The following is an 18,647-nucleotide window of genomic DNA, read 5'->3' as shown; positions in this document are numbered from 1 at the left end:
CCCCAGGATGAGTCGTTCATCAGACTTCGAGAAGCTCCGCTTCCTTGTGCTTGAGGAGCTCGTCCACCTGCGCGACGTACTTCGCGGTGGTGTCGTCGAGCTCCTTCTCGGCGCGGCGGCCCTCGTCCTCGCCGACCTCGCCGTCCTTGATCAGCTTGTCGATGGCGTCCTTGGCCTTGCGGCGGACCGAGCGGATGGAGACCTTGGAGTCCTCCGCCTTGCCCTTGGCGACCTTGATGTAGTCGCGGCGGCGCTCCTCGGTGAGCTCGGGGAACACCACCCGGATGATGTTGCCGTCGTTGCTCGGGTTGACGCCCAGGTCCGAGTCGCGGATCGCCTGTTCGATGTTGCGCAGGGCCGTCTTGTCGAACGGGGTCACGACCGCCATGCGCGGTTCCGGCACGGAGAACGAGGCCAGCTGGTTGATCGGCGTCGGCGCGCCGTAGTAGTCGGCCACGATCTTGTTGAACATCGCCGGGTGCGCACGGCCGGTGCGGATCGCGGCGAAGTCCTCCTTGGCGACCACGACGGCCTTCTCCATCTTCTCCTCGGCTTCGAGGAGGGTCTCTTCGATCACCACTTGCTCCTGCGTGTCTTGAGTAAGGCCCGGCTGCGGTTCCGCCCGGGGGCGGCGGCCGGCTGCGTCGCGTCTTCTTTCCCTGACGGTTCCCGACCGGCAGGACATTGTCCATCCCCCGGTCAGGGTCCGTCAGGCAGTGCCGGTCAGTCCCGGCTGCCCTGGTCACCCACCAGCGTGCCGATCTTCTCACCCTTGACGGCGCGCGCGATATTGCCCTCCGCCAGCAGCTCGAACACCAGGATGGGCAGCTTGTTGTCACGGCAGAGCGTGATCGCGGTGGCGTCGGCGACCTTGAGCTCGCGGGTGATGACCTCGCCGTAGCCGAGGGAGTCGAACTTGACCGCGTCGGGGTTGGTCTTGGGGTCGGAGTCGTAGACCCCGTCCACGCCGTTCTTGCCCATGAGCAGCGCCTCGGCGTCGATCTCCAGGGCGCGCTGGGCGGCAGTGGTGTCGGTGGAGAAGTACGGCATGCCCATACCGGCGCCGAAGATGACCACACGGCCCTTCTCCAGGTGGCGCACGGCACGCAGCGGGATGTACGGCTCGGCGACCTGGCCCATGGTGATCGCGGTCTGCACCCGGCTGTCGATGCCCTCCTTCTCCAGGAAGTCCTGGAGGGCGAGGCAGTTCATGACGGTGCCGAGCATGCCCATGTAGTCGGAGCGGGCCCGGTCCATGCCACGCTGCTGGAGCTCGGCGCCGCGGAAGAAGTTGCCGCCGCCGATGACGACGGCCACCTGCGCGCCGTCGCGGACGACGGCCGCGATCTCACGGGCGATCTTGTGCACCACGTCGGGGTCCACGCCCAGGCCGCCGCCACCGGAGAAGGCCTCTCCGGACAGCTTCAGCAGAAACCGGCCGTGTACTTTGCCGTCGTCGCTCTTCTGGGCCTTGGTGGTCATGGAGATCCCGCCTCTTTCACGTGGTGCACATACAAAGAAGGCCATTGCCGGTGGGGTCGCTTTTCGCTGCCCATGCGCGGCAATGGCCTCCTCGTCAGATCTGCCGTCGTCCGTCACGTCCCTGGGTGTGGCGGTGTGTGCGGACGACTGCTGTCGACCGACCCTATCGGGATTTCCCCGCGGGTCGCGCGTCGATCGCGGTACGGACTCAGATGCCGACCTTGATGCGCGTGAAGCGCTTCAGGGTGACACCGGCCTCGTCCAGGACCTTCTGGACCGACTTCTTGTTGTCGAGCGCGTACGGCTGGCCGAGCAGCGTGGCGTCCTTGAAGAAGCCGTTGAGGCGACCCTCGACGATCTTCGGCAGGGCGGCCTCGGGCTTGCCCTCGGCGCGGGTGGTCTCCTCGGCGATGCGGCGCTCGGACTCGACGACGTCGGCCGGCACGTCCTCCTTGGCGAGGTACTTCGGCGCGAAGGCGGCGATGTGCTGGGCGACACCCTTGGCGATCTCGGCGTTCGGCTTGTCGAGCTCGATCAGGACACCGATCTGCGGGGGCAGGTCGGGCATCGTGCGGTGCATGTAGGCGGTGACGTAGCCGTCGGCGTACTGCGCGAAGCGGTCCAGGACGATCTTCTCGCCGAGGTTGGCGTTGGCCTCGTCGACGTACGCCTGGACGGTCTTGCCGGGCTCGATCTCGGAGGCGAGCAGGGCCTCCAGGTCCGCCGGGGCGGTCTTGGCGACGTGCTCGGCGATGGTGTTGGCGACGGCCTGGAACCGCTCGCCCTTGGCGACGAAGTCCGTCTCGCACTTCAGCTCGACGAGGACGCCGGAGGAGTTGTCGTCGGCGATGATCGAGACCACGGCGCCGTTCTCGGCGGAGCGGCCCTCGCGCTTGGCGACGCCCTTCTGGCCCTTGATGCGGAGCGCCTCGACAGCCTTGTCGACGTCGCCCTCGGCCTCGTCCAGGGCCTTCTTGCAGTCCATCATGCCGGCGCCGGTGAGCTCGCGGAGCTTCTTGACGTCAGCGGCGGTGTAGTTCGCCATGAGTCGTTAAGTCTTTCTCGAAGTCGGGAGATCTGCCCGATCCACGAACCACACGTAGATGTGGAGCGCGAATCTATGGGTGAACGGCGGGGGCGTACGGGATGTCGCCGCCCCCGCCGTCAACGCTGACGGGTCAGGCCTGCTCGGCGTCCGCGGCCGGAGCCTCGGCGGCCGGCGCCTCGGCGGCGGCCTCGGCGGCAGCCGGAGCCTCGGCCTGCTCGGCGTCGGCGACCTTCTCGGTCTCGGCGGAGGTCTGGACCTCGGCGTCGTCCGCCTTCTTCTCGCCCTCGAGCAGGTCACGCTCCCACTCGGCGAGCGGCTCGCCGGCGGCCTTCTCGCCCTTGTCGCCGGTGGCGACGCGCGAGCGGCTGATGAGGCCCTCGGCGACGGCGTCGGCGATCACGCGGGTGAGCAGGGTGACGGAGCGGATCGCGTCGTCGTTGCCCGGGATCTTGTAGTCGACCTCGTCGGGGTCGCAGTTGGTGTCGAGGATCGCGACGACCGGGATGTTGAGCTTCCGGGCCTCACCGACCGCGATGTGCTCCTTCTTGGTGTCCACGATCCAGACGGCGCTGGGCACCTTCTGCATCTCGCGGATACCGCCGAGGGTCTTCTCCAGCTTGGCCTTCTCGCGCGAGAGCACGAGAAGCTCCTTCTTGGTCAGACCGGACGCGGCGACGTCCTCGAAGTCGATCTGCTCGAGCTCCTTGAGGCGCTGCAGACGCTTGTAGACGGTCGAGAAGTTGGTGAGCATGCCGCCCAGCCAGCGCTGGTTGACGTAGGGCATGCCGACGCGGGTGGCCTGCTCGGCGATGGCCTCCTGCGCCTGCTTCTTCGTGCCGACGAACATGACCGTGCCGCCGTGGGCGACGGTCTCCTTGACGAACTCGTAGGCGCGGTCGATGTACGACAGCGACTGGAGCAGGTCGATGATGTAGATGCCGTTGCGCTCGGTGAAGATGAAGCGCTTCATCTTCGGGTTCCAGCGACGGGTCTGGTGACCGAAGTGGACGCCGCTCTCCAGCAGCTCCCGCATCGTGACGACGGCCATGGCCGTATCTCCTTGAATTTCTCGGTTGTGCCGCGGGGGCCGGACGGCTCCCGCGCCTGACGCCCGTGTGCGCTGTGCCGCGAAGGACCGAGAAGCGCTGACATCTGCTGTTGTTGGCCAGGTGTCGGGGCGTGCGAAGTCGACCCGGTGACCCGGATCGCCAGAAGAAGTGTACGGGACCGGCGAGGCCCCGGGTGACGTCGCTGTCCACAACTCGGGAGTAATCCACAGGTACCGGCCATGATCGGCGGGGATGCGGGAGCGTTCGGCCATGGTGGTCATGCGACGCGCGATGCGATGGATGTGGGCGGCGACGGTGTTGCCGCTGGCCCTGGGAGCGACCGCGGCCCGGGCCTGGGTCGGGGCGGACGGCCCGCCGCCCCCTGCCGGGCCGCCCGTGCCGGCGATCGCCCACGCCTGGCCGGTGGGGGTACGGCCGCCGGTCCTGCGCGGCTGGGAGCCACCGGCGACGGTGTACGGCCCCGGGCACCGGGGGGTCGATCTGGGCGCGGCCCCCGGCGAGCCGGTACGGGCCGTGGCGGCGGGCCGGATCTCCTATGCGGGGCGGGTGGCGGGGAGGGGTGTGGTGTCGGTGACGCTGGCGGGGACGGATCTGCGCACGACCTACGAGCCGGTGACGGCGACGGTGGAGAAGGGGCAGGAGGTCGCGGCGGGGGAGGTGGTGGGCACGGCGGAACCGGGGGGCGCGCACTGCGGTGCTCGGTCGTGTGTGCACTGGGGGCTGCTCAGGGGGGACGCATATCTGGACCCGTTGCTGCTCTTGCCGCCGTGGTTGTTGAACGCGGGGCCGTCGAGGTTGTTGCCGGTGCTGGGGGTGCCGCTACCGGAGGGGTGATTGCGGACGGTCGCGCGACTGCGCGGGCGTGGGGGCTGCTCGCGCAGTTCCTCCCCCAGCCTTCGACTGGGGGTACCCCCGGCGCCCCTTACAGGGCGCTCCGCAGCTGTTTCTCTCACGCCGCGGGCAAGTCCCTCCCCCAGCGCCTCAAGGGCCTGGGAGGTGCCCGCAGGGCGGCACGGGCGGGCGATGGGGGTCCCCGCGCGAGCGAAGCCGAGCGTGGGGGAGGCACCCTGCCGGCGCCGGTAAGCGTTCCCACCCCCGGCCCCGGCCCCCGCTGGCCTTAGCCCCGCACACCCCGCAGTGCCATGGCCACAGCGGCCTCGGTGATCACCACCGGATCCTCCGCCGCCCCCAGCTCGATCCGCCGGACCGCGGCATCCACAACCCCTTGCACCAGCATCGCCGCCAGCCGAGGCTGCTCATGCCCCAGCTCCCCCAGCGCCTCCACGATCATCGCGACCAGACCGCCGTGCGCGGCCCGGATCTTCTCCCGGGCCCCCGCGTCCAGCTCGCTCGCCGAGATCGCGACCACCGCCCGGTGCCGCCGGTCCCCGACCAGGGCGAGCTGCTGCCGCACATAGGCCTCGACCTTGCCCTCGGCGGAAGGCGCCCGCTCCATCGCCGCCGCGACCTCCGCCGCCCACACGGGGAAGTCGACCTCGCACAGCTCCTCGACCACGGCGGCCCGGGAACGGAAGTACTCGTAGACGGACGACCTGGCCAGCCCCGTGCGCTCGGCGAGCGCGGGGAACGTCAGCGACTCCGTCCCGCCCTCCGACAGGAGGGACCGCGCCGCGTCCAGCAGGGCGGCTCGCTGCATCGACCGGTGCTCGGCCACGGAGGCCGCTCGAATCCTTGGCACGTCAACCACTCTACGGACGCGCCGGGCCGGACGGGAGGCAGCACGGCGGAGACGCTGTGCACCGGTCGCGGCCGACGGCCGAAATTCCCCCGCCCACCCCCGCTCAGCGGCCGAAACTCGCCAGCTTCGCCCGCAGCTGCAGCACCGACTTGGTGTGGATCTGACTCACCCGGCTCTCGGTGACCCCGAGCACGTTCCCGATCTCGGCGAGCGTGAGCCCCTCGTAGTAGTAGAGGGTCACCACGGTCTTCTCCCGCTCCGGCAGCGTGTTGATCGCCCGCGCCAGGAAACGCCGCAGCTCCCGGTCCTCGGCTACCTCCACGGGATTGTCCGCGGCGGTGTCCTCCAGCGTGTCCATCACGCTCAGCCCGTCGCCGCCCTCGCCCCCGACGTGCAGCAGCTCCTCCAGCGCCACCACGTTGGCCAGCGACAGCTGGCTGAAGACGGCGTGCAGCTCGTCCACCTCGATGCCCAGCTCGGCGGCCACCTCGCCCTCCGAGGGCGTCCGCCGCAGCCGCGCCTCCAGGGTGGCGTAGGCCCGCTCCACGTTCCGTGCCTTCTGCCGGACCGAGCGCGGGATCCAGTCCAGCGCCCGCAGCTCGTCGATCATCGCGCCCCGGATCCGCGTGATCGCGTACGTCTCGAACTTGATCTCCCGGTCGACGTCGAACTTCTCGATCGCGTCGATGAGCCCGAACACCCCGGAGGAGACGAAGTCGGCCTGCTCCACGTTGGGCGGCAGCCCCACGCTCACCCGCCCGGCCACGTACTTGACCAGCGGCGAGTAGTGCAGGATCAGCTGTTCCCGCAGCCGGTCGTCCCCCGTCGCCTTGTACGACCGCCACAGCTCGTCGAGCGTCGAGGGAGCGGGCGGCCGCACGCTGCCACCGTCGCGGGCGGCTGGGGGGATCGCCGCCCGGTCGGACCCGGAGGTGTGCTGGGGCATTCGTCGCCTTGTGCCGTTCTGCCGTGAAGTGCCAGGAAGTGCTGTGATGTGCCGTGGAGTGGGGGTGAGCGGGGGGTGAAGAGCGATGGTTGGGCGAGGTGTCGGTCTCATGTCGGTTGGCACGGTCTGCGCCAGGCCTTTCGTGAGCGTAGCGTGACTGAGGAGTCGCGGTGCGCGAACAGTGAGGCTCCACCCCCGCGCGAACCCCCTGCACGGCACGCCCCACCGCGCCCGGAGCGTCGCTCTGTGTGATCGGCAGGAAGCGTCAACTCCGGGAATTCCCAAGGGCGTCGGGGGTTCCCCCGGACGGCCGAACACGCTCGGTCAGCACCGGCTCCGACCGGCCCGGACCGAGATCATCGCCTGGCGTGTCAACTTCCAGCCGTCGCCGTGTCGTTCGACGTAACCAAGTGCTCGGAGTTCGTACAGTCTCGCGACGGCCTCGTCCTCGGACGTCTGCGCCCCGCGTGCCACCTCTTCGGGTGAGGCCGGCCGGTTGCCGGGCAGGGCGGCCAGGACCTGCCGGGCGGCGGGTTCCAGCAGGTCACGCGGGAGGACCGGGCCGCGTCTGGCCGGGGCCAGCTCGCCCATGTCGCCCACGAGCTCGACGACCTCCGCGGCGTCGGTGACCAGCACGGCCTCCCCGCGGAGCAACTCGTGCACCCCGGCCGAGAGGCCGCTGGTGGCCGGTCCGGGCACGCCCATGGTGAACCGGCCGAGCCGCTGCGCCGCCCGCGCGGTGACCAGCGAGCCGCTGCGGTGGGCGGCCTCCACGACGACCGTTCCCCTGGTGAGCGCCGCGATGACCCGGTTGCGCAGCACGAACCTGCTCGGCGTCGGATGCTCGCCGGGCGGCAGCTCCCCCACCACCAGTCCCTGGTCGGCGATCCTGTTGATCAGCTCGGTGTGGCCTCGAGGGTAGGGCCGGTCGACCCCGCAGGCCAGCACGGCGACGGTGGCCCCGCCGGCGCCGAGGGCTCCGCGATGGGCGGATCCGTCGACGCCGTAGGCTCCGCCGGACACCACCACCCAGCCGCGCTCGGCGAGTCCCGCGGCGAGGACTGCCGCCATGTGGGCGCCGTACTCGGTACAGGCCCGTGCGCCGACGACGGCGACGGCCCGGAGCGCCCACATCCGGAGACTGGGCCGGCCGCGCACCCAGAGGCCGAGGGGGCGGGCGTCGCCGAGGCCGTCGAGCTGGCTGGGCCACTCGGTGTCGCCGGGACACACAAACCGTGCGCCCGCGTCCCGCGCGACGGCGAGGTCGGCGCGGGGATCGGCCAGTGCCGCGCGGGCCAGCAGGCCCGCCCACCGCTTGGCGCCGACGCCGGGCAGCGGCGGCCCACCCTCGCGCAGCCGGGTCGCCACCTGGTGCACGCCCCGTTCCCGCACCCACCGCCCGGCCGCCTCGTCCCCGGGCTCGACGACCCGGGCCAGGAAGACCCGGGCGAGCAGCTCGGCGTCGCTCATGGGGCGATCCCTTCCAGGACCGCGCCGCGCCGGACGCCGGTGCGCAGCTCCAGCGCCAGGTTGACGTCGTTGGCCGAGGGCCGGTCGCGGCCCGCCAGGTCGGCGAGGGTCCAGGCGACCCGGAGCACCCGGTCCAGGCCGCGGGCGGTGAGCAGGCCCCGGTCGAGGTCCAGCTCGGCCTTCAGCAGCGCGCCCGGCCGGACGTGCCAGCGGGTGCGGAGCTCGTGGCCGGGGACCTCGCTGTTGGTGCGCCAGGGCAGCCCTTCGTAGCGGCGGGCGGCCCGCTCCCGGGCCGTGCGCACCCGGTCGGCCACGGCGGCGGAGGGCTCGGCGCCGGTGTGCAGCCGCAGGAGTTCCTCCCGGGCGACCGGTTCCACGGCGACCCTGAGGTCCACGCGGTCCATCAGGGGGCCGGAGAGCCGGGCCCGGTACCGCTGGATCGAGGAGGGCCGGCACTCGCAGACGTCGCCGGGAGTGCCGTGGCGGCCGCAGGGGCAGGGGTTGGCGGCCAGGACCATGAGGAACTTCGCGGGCATCCGCAGTATCCCGGCGGCCCGGGCGATGACGACGTGGCCCGACTCCAGGGGCTGGCGCAGGGCGTCCAGGACGCTGGCGTGGAACTCGGCGGCCTCGTCCAGGGACGAGACGTGTAAAACAAGTGGCTACTGCCGGTGAGAACTGGGCGTGACTACGCTGCCGGTTTCTCCGCCCACGGATCGGGCTTCCACAGGGGGTGAATCTCGATGGTGGTCTGTCCGCTGCCCTCGACACCCTTGCGGCCGGCGGCGCCCCGCGTGACCACCACTCGGCGGATAAGGGACCGCAGTATTCGGTTCGTCTCGGCGGCCTCGAACGTGCCCCACTCTTCGAGCAGGCCGACGGCTAGGGGGACCAGTTCGGCGCGCTGCGGCATGGCCTCGACCTGTGCCGCCTCTTCAAGGGCGTCGGTAACAGCCTTCTTATCCTTCAAAATCCTTGCCCGCGCGGCCTCGAACACGCCCTCGGGGTACGCCTCGGGGTTCTTGGCGCGGTCCACGGCGAGGTTCGTAAGGGCGTTCGTAAGCCGCGTCTCTTCTGCTTGGAGGCGTTCCCGCTCTCGGCCCGCGGCGGCGCGCTCGTCGCGAGGTTCGGGAATGGGCGTGGGCGGTTCAGCGTCGATGTCCTCGGCGACCTCCCGGGCGAGCCACGTTCGCACTTCGTCCTCAACGATGGCGCGCTGTACCCATACCGGGTTGTCACAGAGGCCGTTGCGGCTCTGCCCACAAGCGAGGGCATAGCCGAGGATGCGGCCGGCGGCCCGCCGGGCTGAGGTATTGGCGGCGCCCTCTCGGCAACCTCCGCACCGTGCGAGGCCAGTGAGGGGGTACAGGGGGTTGCGAGCCCGCGGCGCGATGCTCCGTCGCTCAGCGCTGTGTGCCTCGTATCGCTCCCACGTCTCTGGGGCAATGATCGCTTCGTGGGCTCCGTCTATGTGGATCCATCGCGTGCACCGTCCGCCGTTGGCTGTGTAGTCGCAATGGCAGTCGGGGTCATGCACGCGGAGCAGGCCCGCCGGGAATCCCGCCTGCATGTAGCGGCGCAGGCTGTCGTCCCGCCACGGGTTGCCGTTGCCGGTGCGGTAGCCGAGGGCGTTGAGCCACGCGGCGAGGCTTCCGTATCCGTCGGGGGCTGGTTGGCCGATGCCGAGTTTGCGGCTCCACAGGGTTTCGATGTCCTCACGTGCGGACGGGTCGACCTCGTACCGCTCGTCTTGAGTGGTCCACTCTCCGAGTTTGGTGGGGTGGGGGATGCGGCGTGGGTGCCAGATGTAGCCGAGGCGTTTGCCGCCAGTGGCCGGTAGGCCGTGGGCGCGGCGCCACTGGTGGGTTTCCTTCCACTGTTCGCCGGCGCGGTCGGATTCGAATACGGCGAGGTCGAACAGGATGCGTCGGTTGAAGCGTCCGACGGCTGTGCGCACGTCGATATCTTCCGTGGCGGAAGCGAGTTGCCCGCCGGCGTGTTCGAGGCGGGCGAGGTTGACGGCGATGCCGAGGTCGTTGCGGCCGAAGCGGCTGAACTTCCATACGGCGATGCCGCGGGCTTCACCCTTCTCGACGCGCTGAATGCCACTCATGATCTTGCGTTTGAAGTTCCGGCCGGTCGCGTCAAGGTCGATGATCAGTGGTTCGAGCAGGCGTCGACCGGTCCGCCTGGCCCACGCTCGTAAGGCGGTTTCCTGTAGTTCGGGGCTGATCTTCTCCTCTCTCCATGTGCTGACGCGGATGTATCCGAGCCAGGGTTCGCCGTCGATTTCAGGCGAGCCTTGGAACGTAGGCGGTACGTGCAGTTGCGTCACTGTGCCTTCCGTTCGCGTTCTGCGCCCCCATCGTTCGGCGGGCGCATGTGGATAACGTTGTCTTTCGTGCAGGCTTCTCTGTTGCCGTCGTTGAACAGGCCGGCCCCCACGTCGCGTAGCGCCTGGCGGTAGCCCTTGACCTCGGCCGCTGCGAGTCGGGCGTTAGTGGCCTGCTGTGTTTTCACCGTGTGGTGCACGGCGGCGACGGCGCCGATTGTCACCACCGCGGATCCGGCCCATGTGAGCCGTTGGTTCTTGCGGACGAGACCGAGCAAGACGCCGGATATGCCAGAGGCAAGTGTTAAAGGTGCGAGGACATCAGCGGCGCGGTTTCTCATTCGGTCTCTCCTGTGTGAGAGGTCAGGTGCCGGCGGCGCGGTTTTCGTCGTTGGTCCTGGCCTGTTGTTGGCGTAGCAGTGTGGAGGTCATAGCGACGAATAGCCCGCGTTCCGGTTCGTCGACGAAACCCAGCCCGACGGCCGCTTGCTCGATCGTGAGCGAGCCGGCATCTGGCGTGAAAAGTGTTGCGTTGCGTACGGCGGCGAGTTCTTCGACTGTCGCGATGCCGGCGCGAACGAGCACTTCCCCGTAGCTCACGTTCAGAGTCTTCGCGATGGTTTTGAGTACGTCGGTATCTGTGGCGCCCTGGCCGTTGAGGATGCGTCCCACCGTGGAGCGGCCGAGGCCGGCGTCTTCAGCGAAGCGCGATTGCCCGCCCCCGCGTGGCGTGAGGACGTAGCCCCGCTCTTCCAGGCACGTGCGCAGCCACGCGCCGAACGCGCGTCTCGTCTGCTCTTCGTCCCGCTCAGGTTCTTGTTCCATCCGTGGAACATACCGCGCACGGGTGGTCCGTACGCGCACACGTCAAAAACCGGCCTTACGGCCGTCCGAATTGCCCCCATGCCAACCGGCCCCCATGTCGAACAGGTGAGCGAAACCCTACAGGAGGCTCGCGTTCCGTGGCCACCGATTCGCGCCGTGTGATCAGCAAGCGCCTTCTGACCAGCGTAGATGGGGATTTGGTGAGGGAAAAGTAAAAATCCGCGGTCACGTTCCGCACGCATTGATCTTGCGCGGACCGCCCACGCGTGTACTGTTCCACCCGTGGGCGATACGTACCGTTCACGGGAAGGACAGTCACATGTACGACCGCTCAACCCTGCACGCCGCCGCGCGAAGCCTCGGCGACCACCGCCCCGTAGACCTACAGGGCCGGTTGAAGGTTGCACGGACCACTGCATGGCGTCTGTGGCACGGCCGCAACGCGCCGTCCGCCGCCCTCGCCGTTGTCGTCGAGCAGCACTACGGCGTGACCGCCGCCCAGCTCCTCACACCGACACCGGCCACCGAGCAGGCCACCGCATGAACGCCGACGTGATCCCCCGCGCGCAGGCCATCGCCAACGCGCGCCGCGTCCTCGACGCCGCCCGCGCCCGCCGCGACACCGACCGGGCCGCCGGCCGCCTACCGGCCGAGGTCGAGCTGATCATGCGCCGCCTCGAACGCCAGCAGCGCCAGCAGCCCCCGGCCCCCGCGCACCGCGCCGCCGCCTGAAAAGCACGGCGGGCCGCCCGGATTGCGCCCGGACGGCCCGCCCGACAGCACCAGAAAGGGCACCATCGTGAACACCCCGCAGAGTACCCGCATGCCTCGCGCCATATCTGGCCTACAGGGGGCCCACCGCGCCCGCCGGCAGCTCACCCGCCGCAGCGTCATCGCGCGTCAGCTCGAACAGATCGCCCCCGGTACCGCCGCCGTGCAGACGCACGCCGGAGAGGACGGCCGCGCCAAGTGGGTTGTCCTCTCCAGCGCCGACGGCCGGCCCGTGGGCGCCGACGCCGAGCAGCACCGCGCCGCGTACGGCCTGCTGCGCCGGTTGCTGCCCGAGGTCGATTGGACCGGAGCGCGTACGTACGACGTGGCCACCGGCACCGTGACCGACTCGGAGCCAGCCGCGTGATTGCCCCTCAGCTCACCGTCGACGGGCAGGCCGTTCGCCTGCCCGTCGGCAGCCGCGCCGCCGCCCTGCTCGACGACCTCGCCCTGTCCTACGCCGCCGACCCGGACACCGTGGGCGCCCTGCTCGCCGCGCACGCCGCGCGCGTGCTGCGCCTCGACTTCGCTGAGGTCTCCGATGACGTGCCCGACCACGTGCGCGCCATGCGCGCCGCCGAGGCCGACGGCACCCGCGAGGCCCTGCTCGACGAGTGCCCCAGTGCCGATCGCCTCGACGACGTGCTCACGCCCGACGACGCAATCACCCTCGGCACCCGCCTCACCAAGCTCGCCGCCCACATCCGCCACCGCACGACCCGGAGCCCGCGCCCGTGACCGTCACCGCTCTGCCCCTGCCCGCCGCCCCGGCCGCGCCGATGCCCGCAGCACCGGTCCCGGCCTCGATCTACCAGCCGGCCCCCGCCGGCGCCCCGGACGACGCGCCGCGCGTCTTTGCCGCCATCGCCGCCGTGATGCGCGACGTGATGCCCGTCGCCAAGGACAAGGAGAACCAACAGCAGCGCTACAAGTTCCGCGGAGTCGATGACGCGATGTCCGCCATGGCCGGACCGATGCGGGCCCACGGTCTGTTCATCCTGCCGAGCATCGCCGCCCACCGCGCCGAGCGCCGCGGCGAGAAGATGACGCACGTCAACATCACCATGCGGTACCACGTCTACGGGCCCGCGGGTGACTGCCTCACTGCCGAAGTACCGGGCGAGGCAAGCGACTTCGCCGACAAGGCCACCAACAAGGCTCAGTCCGCCGCCCTCAAGTACCTCTTGTTCACCCTGTTCATGATCCCCGTGGACGGCCGCAGCATCGACGATGGCGACCGGGATCACCCCGTCGAGCCGCCCGCCGAGCACCGCGCCGAACGGCAGCAGCGCACCCAGCAGCGACAGCAGCGCGCCCCGCGCGGGCAGCAGCCGCGCCGCTCCCACCGGGCCGAGCCCGGACCGTGGGAGCAGGCGCCGCAGCCCTCGCGCCGCGACTACCTCGCCGAGGCGATGCAGGCGCCCAGCCGTGAAGCGTTCGACGCGATCCGGGCCGCCGCCGTCAAGGCTGGCGCCCCTGCCGACTACCTCGACCGCCTCGACGCCGTGGCCCGCCAACGCGAACAGGCCGTCACGAACAACCCGCACCGCCACCGCGACCCGGAGCAGGGCGAGCAGCGCGAGACGCCGGCCGAGCAGGAGTCCGCCGTACTGGCGAACGTCGAGCGGGCCCGCGCCGAGGCCGAGAACCGGCTCAGGCTCGCCGCCAGTCGCGCCAATCTGCCCACTCTCGACGCCGACTTTGAGCGCGCGTTCGGCAAGACGATCGCCGAGGCCCCGGCCGTCACCCTCGACGCGTTCCGCAAGCAGATCGAAGCCGCCGCCGGGGGTGGCCAGTGACCGAGCAGCCCCTCACGGAGATAGAACAGCATCACCTCGACGCCGTCACCGACCGCATCGGCCTCAATCGGCTCGACGTCGAGGAGCGGGCCGCGCGTGGCGAGGAGCCTGCGGAGCCGGCCGCCGAGGAGGCCGAGGCCGGCGAGGAGTCGACCGCGCCGGACCCGACGGCCGTGCGGGATGCCGTCACCCGTCAGGCCGTCCTCGGCGCCCTGCTCGACCAGGTCAAGGACGCGTACAAGGACGCCAAGTGCGCCGCCGATGACCTGCTCGAACGGCAGTACAAGGCGAGCGGTACCACCAAGACGGACGCCACCTTGCCCAATGGGATGAAGGTGGGCAGCGTCTCGCGACAGGGTGGCGAGCGGGCCGCGCAGGTGGTCGACGAGGAAGCGTTCCGGGTATGGGTGCGCGACCACTTCCCCACTGAGCACGTCGTCGAGGTCATCCCCGCCCAGGTGGTGACCAGCGTGCGCCCCGGTTTCTCCGGGAAGGTGCTCGCCGAGGCGACCGCGGCCGGCGCCGCCCGCTACGTCGACGAGTCGTCGGGAGTGGTGCACGACGTGCCCGGCGTCGAGATACGACCGTCCCGCGCCGCCTCGCACCGCATCACCTACACCCGCGGCAGCAAAGCGCAGCCGGCCACCGGTCGCGAGTTGGTCGCCGCCGCGTGGCGCGCCGGCGCCCTCGCCGCCCATCTGCCCGCCCTCGCCCCCGCTACCCCTGCCTCGGCCACGGAGCCCGAGGAGTGAGCGGCGCCGCCGTCCTCGACCAGCCGGGTACCGTCCACGTGCCCGGCCAGTTGGACCACTCCCAGGCGTCCAGTCGAACCGGATTCCCGCTCCCCGCCCGCCCGTGGAACGGCCTCACCGTCCTCGACGCCTGTTGCTGTGCCGGCGGCGCCGGAATGGGTTGGTACCTCGCCGGTTGGGACGTCATCGGCATCGACAAGGAGAACCAGCCGAACTACCCCTTCCCGTTCATCCTCGGCGACGCCATCGAGTACATCCGGGCCCACGGCCACGAGTACGACATGGTGCACGCGAGTTGGCCGTGCCAGTACGGCGCCGCGATCACCAAGGGCACGAACGCACACTTACGCGAGACGTACCCCAACCTGATCGGCCCCGGCCGCGAGGCGATGCTCTCCACCGGCCGGCCGTGCGTGATCGAGAACCCGGATGCGCGCCCGGATGTGGTGCTGTGCGGGACCATGTTCGGCCTTCCGATCCTGCGGCACCGCAAGTTCGAGGCGCACGGTTGGTTCCCCCTCGCACTGCCGCACACGCCCCACCGCGGGCGCGTGCGGGGGTGGCGGCACGGCAAACACTACGAAGGCGAGTATGTCGCCGCGTACGGCAACGGGGGCGGTAAGGCCACCGTCGCCGAGATGCAGGCCGCCATGGGCATCACGTGGACCGACATCCGCCACGAACTCACCGAGGCCATCCCGCCCGCGTACACGCAGTTCCTCGGCGAGCAAGCCGCCGAGCAGATCCTCGCCGAGCGGTACGGAGTGGCCGCGTGAACGCCGCCGAGCGCGCACGGCGCGAGGACAAGCCGCCGCCCGCGTGCGACCACGGCAACCCCCGATGCGGCGCCCGCCCCGTCCGCTTCTACGCGTGCGGCTACCGGTGCGACGAGCACCAGCCCACGCGCACCCGGCCGTACTTCACCCCTTCCCAATGACCGGCCCGGTGGCGAGGACGAGCCCCGCGCCCCTCGCCGCCGGCCGCCCCACCCCGACAGGAGCACCCCCCGCCGTGACCCTCGACGCCATGGATTGGGTGTGGCAGCACTCGCGCACCCGCGGCAACCCGCGCATGGTCATGCTCGCGGTCGCCGACGCCATCACCGGGCCCGAGGCGACCGCGCGTATCGGCACCGCGGCCCTGGTACGCCGCCTGAACGCCACCAAGGGCACCACCCTCGCCGCCGTCGCCTCGGCGATCGAGTCGGGCGAGTTGGAGACCGTAGAGCCGGCCGCGGGCAGTCGCGCGGCGCTGTACCGCATCCCGGCCGCCGTCAACTACAGCCGCCGTAGTGGTCGGGAATCCGGACCACAACCCCCGCGGTCGGAATCTCAGACCACAACGCGTTTGCGGTCCGAGGCCCCGACCGCAACCGCGCCGGATAGCGGTCCGGAATCCGGTCCGCAAGGGGAAGCGGCCCCAGACGGTTTCTGGTCGGAGTTCCAGACCGCTAGTGGTCCGGAATCCGTACCCCATCACTCACCCATAGAGGGAGTGAGTGAAGGAGTGAGGGAGCGCGGGCCCGCGCGCGTGGCCCCCATCCCGGAGTTCGCCCGCCCCCTGGTCGACGCGATCACCGCCGCCGGCGTCATCGTCCGATGGGACCTGAACCCCGCCGAGTGGTTCACCCTCGACGCCCTGCTGAAGCGGTCCGGCGCCGACATGCTCGCCTCGGCCGCCGTCCGCGCCGCCGGCCGCCGCGACGTCTCCCACGCCCGCTACTTCCTGCGGGCATGGTCCGGACTCCCGCCCGCCCCCGCTGCCGGCACCGCACCCGCCGCACCGGCCGCGGGCCCCGGAGCCGACGTGATCCCGCTGAACCGCCCCCGCACCACCGGCACCGGCCGCGCCGCTCAGGCCGCCGGCTGGTACGCCGACCTGCTCGCCGAGGAGAAGTAACCCGATGGATCGCCGCCAGGTCGCCGCCCTGCTCGCCTACGCCGACCGCCTCGACCCCGACCGGGCGCCCAAGACCCGCGAGGCCGCCGGCGAACGGCTCGATCAGTGGGTCGACTTGCTGTCAGACGTCGCCCCGACCGCCCCGCACCCCGAGGGCCGTCACTGGGACGCGTCCCAGGTTGTTCGCCACCACATCGCCACCAGCCCGTACCCGATCCGCCCGTCGGACGTGTCCCGGCCGTGGCACACCTTCAAAGCCGACGTGATCGGCCGCCATCACGACCCCGTGCCGGCCGTCGACCCGGACAACTCGGTTGCGTACGTGCAAGCGCTGTACGCGGGCCGACAGGCCGTCGCCACGGGAGCCGTCACCGCCACGTCGTACCGCGAACTGACGTACGGCGCCGCCGTCGCACTCACGCCCGGCGAGCGCGCCAAGGCCGAGGCCCGCCGCGCCGCCCTCGGCGAGTACATGCCGCGCAGCGTCGCCGAAGCCCTCGCCGAGCACCGGCCCCGCCGAGCAGCGCGCGAGCGGGCCGCCGCCGAGAACCGGCCCGACGCCCTCGACGTGCCGTGCCCCTACGAGCACTGCCTCGCCGACGCCGGCGACCCGTGCCGCAACGCCCGCCGCGCACCGCGCGCCACTCCTCACCCTTCCCGCCTCGACCTCGCCACCGTCCGCCACAACGCCCAGGAGACCGCCCGATGAGTCCGACCCCGAAGCAGGCCCGCCAGCACCGCCGCAAGGCCCGGCCAAGCGACCGCACGCACAACGTCAACTCATTCCGTGTGGAGGGGAGTTGGAACGACCGGCCCGACCGTCCGGCCGCCACCAAGACGCCCGACAAGCGCAAGGCGTACCGCATCGCCCGCACATGGGCCGCCGATGGGGCGTACGTGATCGTTCAGGAACACGCCGGTTGGGACACATGGAAGACCCTCGACGAGTTCGACGGCCCCGCCCTGGTCGCCGAGCACCGCAGGGCGCAGCGGGCCGCCGTCGAGGAGGCCCGCCAGCGCGCCGAGGAGGCCGAGCGCCGCCTCGCCGACGCCGAGGAGCGAGACCGCGAAACGGCCGCCCTCGAACGGCTGATGATGTGCCCGCCCGTCCCCCGCGACGCTACCGGCCGCGTCACCGCCCGCCACACCGCAGGAGCGCGCCCGTGACCACGCCCCACGCCGCAACCGCCGTTGTCCGCGCCGCACTTGAAGACGCCACCGTGCGCGAGTTACTGAACCGGCCCGGTATCACAGCGTGGCGCATCATTCGCGCTCTTGAAGCCGACGGGTGGGTGATCGTCTCGGCCCCAGTCGCGAACGGGCCGGAGACAGCCGCGCACCGCCCCCTGTAGCAGGTCACCCCGGGGAATTCTCGGATTCCTGCGCATCGCCACACCTGCTATCGTCCAGCCGTGGGCGGTATCTACCGCTCACGGCCCATGCATCTACTCGGCGGAGGTACACCATGGCGCCCATAGCCCGGACCGTGCCAGCCCCGGCCGAACGCTTCAGCGCCAAGACGAAGCCCGGCCCCTGGTCGCTCCGCCGAGACTGCCCCGGCCCGTGCCGACTGTGGGACGGGGCGATCAACGAGGACGGTTACGGGCACTTCTGGCTCGACGGCCGGACCGTCAAGGCGCACCGCGCCGCCGTCGCCCTCGCCGACGGGGCGCCCGTCCCCGCCGGCCTCGACGTCGACCACCGATGCCGTCGCCGCGCATGCGTGAACCGCGCCCACCTCGAACCAGTGACCCACCGCGAAAACGTCTTGCGCAGCTCGAACCACGTCGCCGCCCGCGCCGCCGTCACGCACTGCCCGGCCGATCACCCGTACGACGACGCGAACACCATCCGCGCAGCCAACGGGACCCGGAAGTGCCGCGCGTGCAAGAACGCCCGTGCCCGCGCCCGCCGCGCCGAGCAGGGCGCCGCCGTCATCCCCTTGCCCACCCACCGCATCTGTGAGAGGACCGCCGCGTAATGGCTGGAGAGACCACCATCACCGTCATCGGCAATCTGGTCGACGACCCCGAACTGAAGTTCACCCCGTCCGGCCACGCCGTGGCGAAGTTCCGCGTGGCCTCGACGCCCCGCACGTTCGACCGCCAGACCAACGAATGGAAGGACGACGAGAGCCTGTTTCTGACGTGCTCCGTGTGGCGACAGGCCGCCGAGAACGTCGCCGCATCCCTCGCCCGCGGAACCCGCGTCATCGTTCAGGGCCGACTCAAGCAGCGCTCTTACGAGGACCGCGAGGGCATCAAGCGCACCGTGTACGAACTCGACGTCGAGGAAGTCGGGCCCAGTCTCCGCAACGCCACCGCCGCCGTCACCAAGGCCAACGGCCGCCAGAGCACTCCCTCGAACGGCTACGGCCAGCAGCAGGCCCAGCAGGGCGGATACGGCTACGGCCAGCAAGCCCAGGGCGACCCGTGGCAGACCAACACCCCTGCCGGCCGCTACGGCGACGAGCCGGCGTTCTGACCGATCCCGCGCGCGCCCGCGACCGGTCGCCAGCCGCCCCGCGCGCGGGAAGCCGCCCGTTCGTGTGCAT

24 protein-coding genes and 1 pseudogene are annotated in these 18,647 nt (G+C 71.0%); 14 read left to right on the top strand and 11 right to left on the bottom strand.

The window, feature by feature from the left end:
• Window positions 1-19: 19 nt before the first annotated feature.
• The 4 genes from frr to rpsB form a co-directional block, all read right to left on the bottom strand.
• Window positions 20-577: a ribosome recycling factor gene (gene frr / locus ACFY0P_RS36950; protein ID WP_089098486.1), complete on the bottom strand. Its 558-nt coding sequence runs from the start codon at window positions 575-577 to the stop codon at window positions 20-22.
• Between the two features lie 146 nt (window positions 578-723).
• A complete protein-coding gene (gene pyrH / locus ACFY0P_RS36945) occupies window positions 724-1,482 on the bottom strand; it encodes a UMP kinase (protein ID WP_388923475.1) in 759 nt (252 codons plus the stop codon).
• Between the two features lie 208 nt (window positions 1,483-1,690).
• On the bottom strand, window positions 1,691-2,527 hold the full coding sequence (tsf, locus tag ACFY0P_RS36940) for a translation elongation factor Ts (RefSeq protein WP_388923472.1): 837 nt from the start codon (window positions 2,525-2,527) through the stop codon (window positions 1,691-1,693).
• A 133-nt stretch (window positions 2,528-2,660) separates the two neighbouring features.
• Window positions 2,661-3,578 (bottom strand): 30S ribosomal protein S2, encoded by a 918-nt coding sequence (gene rpsB, locus ACFY0P_RS36935; protein WP_351959659.1) that lies wholly within the window; start codon window positions 3,576-3,578, stop codon window positions 2,661-2,663.
• Window positions 3,579-3,849: 271 nt separating this feature from the next.
• Here rpsB and ACFY0P_RS36930 point away from each other — a divergent pair, with 271 nt between their 5' ends.
• A complete protein-coding gene (locus ACFY0P_RS36930) occupies window positions 3,850-4,434 on the top strand; it encodes a peptidoglycan DD-metalloendopeptidase family protein (RefSeq protein WP_388923469.1) in 585 nt (194 codons plus the stop codon).
• A 283-nt stretch (window positions 4,435-4,717) separates the two neighbouring features.
• On the opposite strand, the gene ACFY0P_RS36925 is transcribed toward ACFY0P_RS36930, so the two are convergent.
• From ACFY0P_RS36925 to ACFY0P_RS36895, 7 genes and pseudogenes are all read right to left on the bottom strand, one after another.
• Window positions 4,718-5,275, bottom strand: a complete 558-nt coding sequence (locus tag ACFY0P_RS36925) for a TetR/AcrR family transcriptional regulator (protein ID WP_388923929.1) — start codon at window positions 5,273-5,275, stop codon at window positions 4,718-4,720.
• Window positions 5,276-5,402: 127 nt separating this feature from the next.
• On the bottom strand, window positions 5,403-6,245 hold the full coding sequence (gene whiG / locus ACFY0P_RS36920; RefSeq protein ID WP_089098491.1) for an RNA polymerase sigma factor WhiG: 843 nt from the start codon (window positions 6,243-6,245) through the stop codon (window positions 5,403-5,405).
• A 324-nt stretch (window positions 6,246-6,569) separates the two neighbouring features.
• A complete protein-coding gene (gene dprA / locus ACFY0P_RS36915) occupies window positions 6,570-7,715 on the bottom strand; it encodes a DNA-processing protein DprA (RefSeq protein ID WP_388923466.1) in 1,146 nt (381 codons plus the stop codon).
• A pseudogene (locus ACFY0P_RS36910) lies at window positions 7,712-8,353 on the bottom strand (ATP-binding protein); the annotation flags it as partial. The gene dprA and the pseudogene ACFY0P_RS36910, both read right to left, overlap by 4 nt.
• A 50-nt stretch (window positions 8,354-8,403) precedes the next feature.
• On the bottom strand, window positions 8,404-10,050 hold the full coding sequence (locus ACFY0P_RS36905) for a recombinase family protein (protein ID WP_388923464.1): 1,647 nt from the start codon (window positions 10,048-10,050) through the stop codon (window positions 8,404-8,406).
• Window positions 10,047-10,388: a hypothetical protein gene (locus ACFY0P_RS36900; RefSeq protein WP_388923461.1), complete on the bottom strand. Its 342-nt coding sequence runs from the start codon at window positions 10,386-10,388 to the stop codon at window positions 10,047-10,049. The genes ACFY0P_RS36905 and ACFY0P_RS36900 overlap by 4 nt, the downstream gene beginning before the upstream one ends.
• Window positions 10,389-10,410: 22 nt before the next feature.
• Window positions 10,411-10,872, bottom strand: coding sequence for a helix-turn-helix domain-containing protein (locus ACFY0P_RS36895; RefSeq protein WP_388923458.1), 462 nt, complete (start codon window positions 10,870-10,872; stop codon window positions 10,411-10,413).
• A gap of 319 nt (window positions 10,873-11,191) precedes the next feature.
• On the opposite strand from ACFY0P_RS36895, the gene ACFY0P_RS36890 reads away from it, so the two are divergent.
• The 13 genes from ACFY0P_RS36890 to ACFY0P_RS36830 all read left to right on the top strand — a co-directional run bounded on the left by ACFY0P_RS36890 (window position 11,192) and on the right by ACFY0P_RS36830 (window position 18,577).
• Window positions 11,192-11,416 carry an XRE family transcriptional regulator gene (locus ACFY0P_RS36890; protein WP_388923455.1) on the top strand — a complete coding sequence of 75 codons (225 nt, stop codon included), beginning with the start codon at window positions 11,192-11,194 and terminating at the stop codon, window positions 11,414-11,416.
• Window positions 11,413-11,604, top strand: a complete 192-nt coding sequence (locus tag ACFY0P_RS36885) for a hypothetical protein (RefSeq protein WP_388923452.1) — start codon at window positions 11,413-11,415, stop codon at window positions 11,602-11,604. Before ACFY0P_RS36890 ends, ACFY0P_RS36885 begins: the two co-directional genes overlap by 4 nt.
• A gap of 91 nt (window positions 11,605-11,695) precedes the next feature.
• On the top strand, window positions 11,696-12,010 hold the full coding sequence (locus ACFY0P_RS36880; protein ID WP_388923449.1) for a hypothetical protein: 315 nt from the start codon (window positions 11,696-11,698) through the stop codon (window positions 12,008-12,010).
• Complete coding sequence (locus ACFY0P_RS36875; protein WP_388923446.1) at window positions 12,007-12,381, top strand: hypothetical protein; 375 nt, start codon at window positions 12,007-12,009, stop codon at window positions 12,379-12,381. Before ACFY0P_RS36880 ends, ACFY0P_RS36875 begins: the two co-directional genes overlap by 4 nt.
• The gene (locus tag ACFY0P_RS36870) at window positions 12,378-13,442 is read left to right on the top strand and encodes an ERF family protein (protein WP_388923443.1); all 1,065 of its coding nucleotides are present in this window, start codon (window positions 12,378-12,380) and stop codon (window positions 13,440-13,442) included. Before ACFY0P_RS36875 ends, ACFY0P_RS36870 begins: the two co-directional genes overlap by 4 nt.
• Entirely contained in the window at window positions 13,439-14,194 is a 756-nt protein-coding gene (locus ACFY0P_RS36865; protein ID WP_388923440.1) for a hypothetical protein, read from the top strand. Before ACFY0P_RS36870 ends, ACFY0P_RS36865 begins: the two co-directional genes overlap by 4 nt.
• Window positions 14,191-14,970, top strand: a complete 780-nt coding sequence (locus ACFY0P_RS36860) for a DNA methylase (RefSeq protein WP_388923437.1) — start codon at window positions 14,191-14,193, stop codon at window positions 14,968-14,970. The genes ACFY0P_RS36865 and ACFY0P_RS36860 overlap by 4 nt, the downstream gene beginning before the upstream one ends.
• Window positions 14,967-15,131: a hypothetical protein gene (locus tag ACFY0P_RS36855; RefSeq protein WP_388923434.1), complete on the top strand. Its 165-nt coding sequence runs from the start codon at window positions 14,967-14,969 to the stop codon at window positions 15,129-15,131. Before ACFY0P_RS36860 ends, ACFY0P_RS36855 begins: the two co-directional genes overlap by 4 nt.
• A gap of 74 nt (window positions 15,132-15,205) precedes the next feature.
• Window positions 15,206-16,093: a hypothetical protein gene (locus tag ACFY0P_RS36850; protein ID WP_388923431.1), complete on the top strand. Its 888-nt coding sequence runs from the start codon at window positions 15,206-15,208 to the stop codon at window positions 16,091-16,093.
• Between the two features lie 4 nt (window positions 16,094-16,097).
• A complete protein-coding gene (locus ACFY0P_RS36845; protein WP_388923428.1) occupies window positions 16,098-16,802 on the top strand; it encodes a cell surface glycoprotein in 705 nt (234 codons plus the stop codon).
• Entirely contained in the window at window positions 16,799-17,260 is a 462-nt protein-coding gene (locus ACFY0P_RS36840) for a hypothetical protein (protein ID WP_388923426.1), read from the top strand. Before ACFY0P_RS36845 ends, ACFY0P_RS36840 begins: the two co-directional genes overlap by 4 nt.
• Before the next feature lie 298 nt (window positions 17,261-17,558).
• Window positions 17,559-18,074, top strand: a complete 516-nt coding sequence (locus tag ACFY0P_RS36835; protein WP_388923423.1) for an HNH endonuclease signature motif containing protein — start codon at window positions 17,559-17,561, stop codon at window positions 18,072-18,074.
• A complete protein-coding gene (locus ACFY0P_RS36830) occupies window positions 18,074-18,577 on the top strand; it encodes a single-stranded DNA-binding protein (RefSeq protein WP_388923420.1) in 504 nt (167 codons plus the stop codon). Before ACFY0P_RS36835 ends, ACFY0P_RS36830 begins: the two co-directional genes overlap by 1 nt.
• The last annotated feature ends 70 nt before the right edge of the window (window positions 18,578-18,647 follow it).

The sequence above is a fragment of the Streptomyces sp. NPDC001714 genome, assembly GCF_042892755.1.
GTDB lineage: Bacteria > Actinomycetota > Actinomycetes > Streptomycetales > Streptomycetaceae > Streptomyces.
The sequence above is the reverse complement of the archived record's forward strand: the minus strand, read 5'-3'. Positions and strand labels throughout refer to the sequence as shown.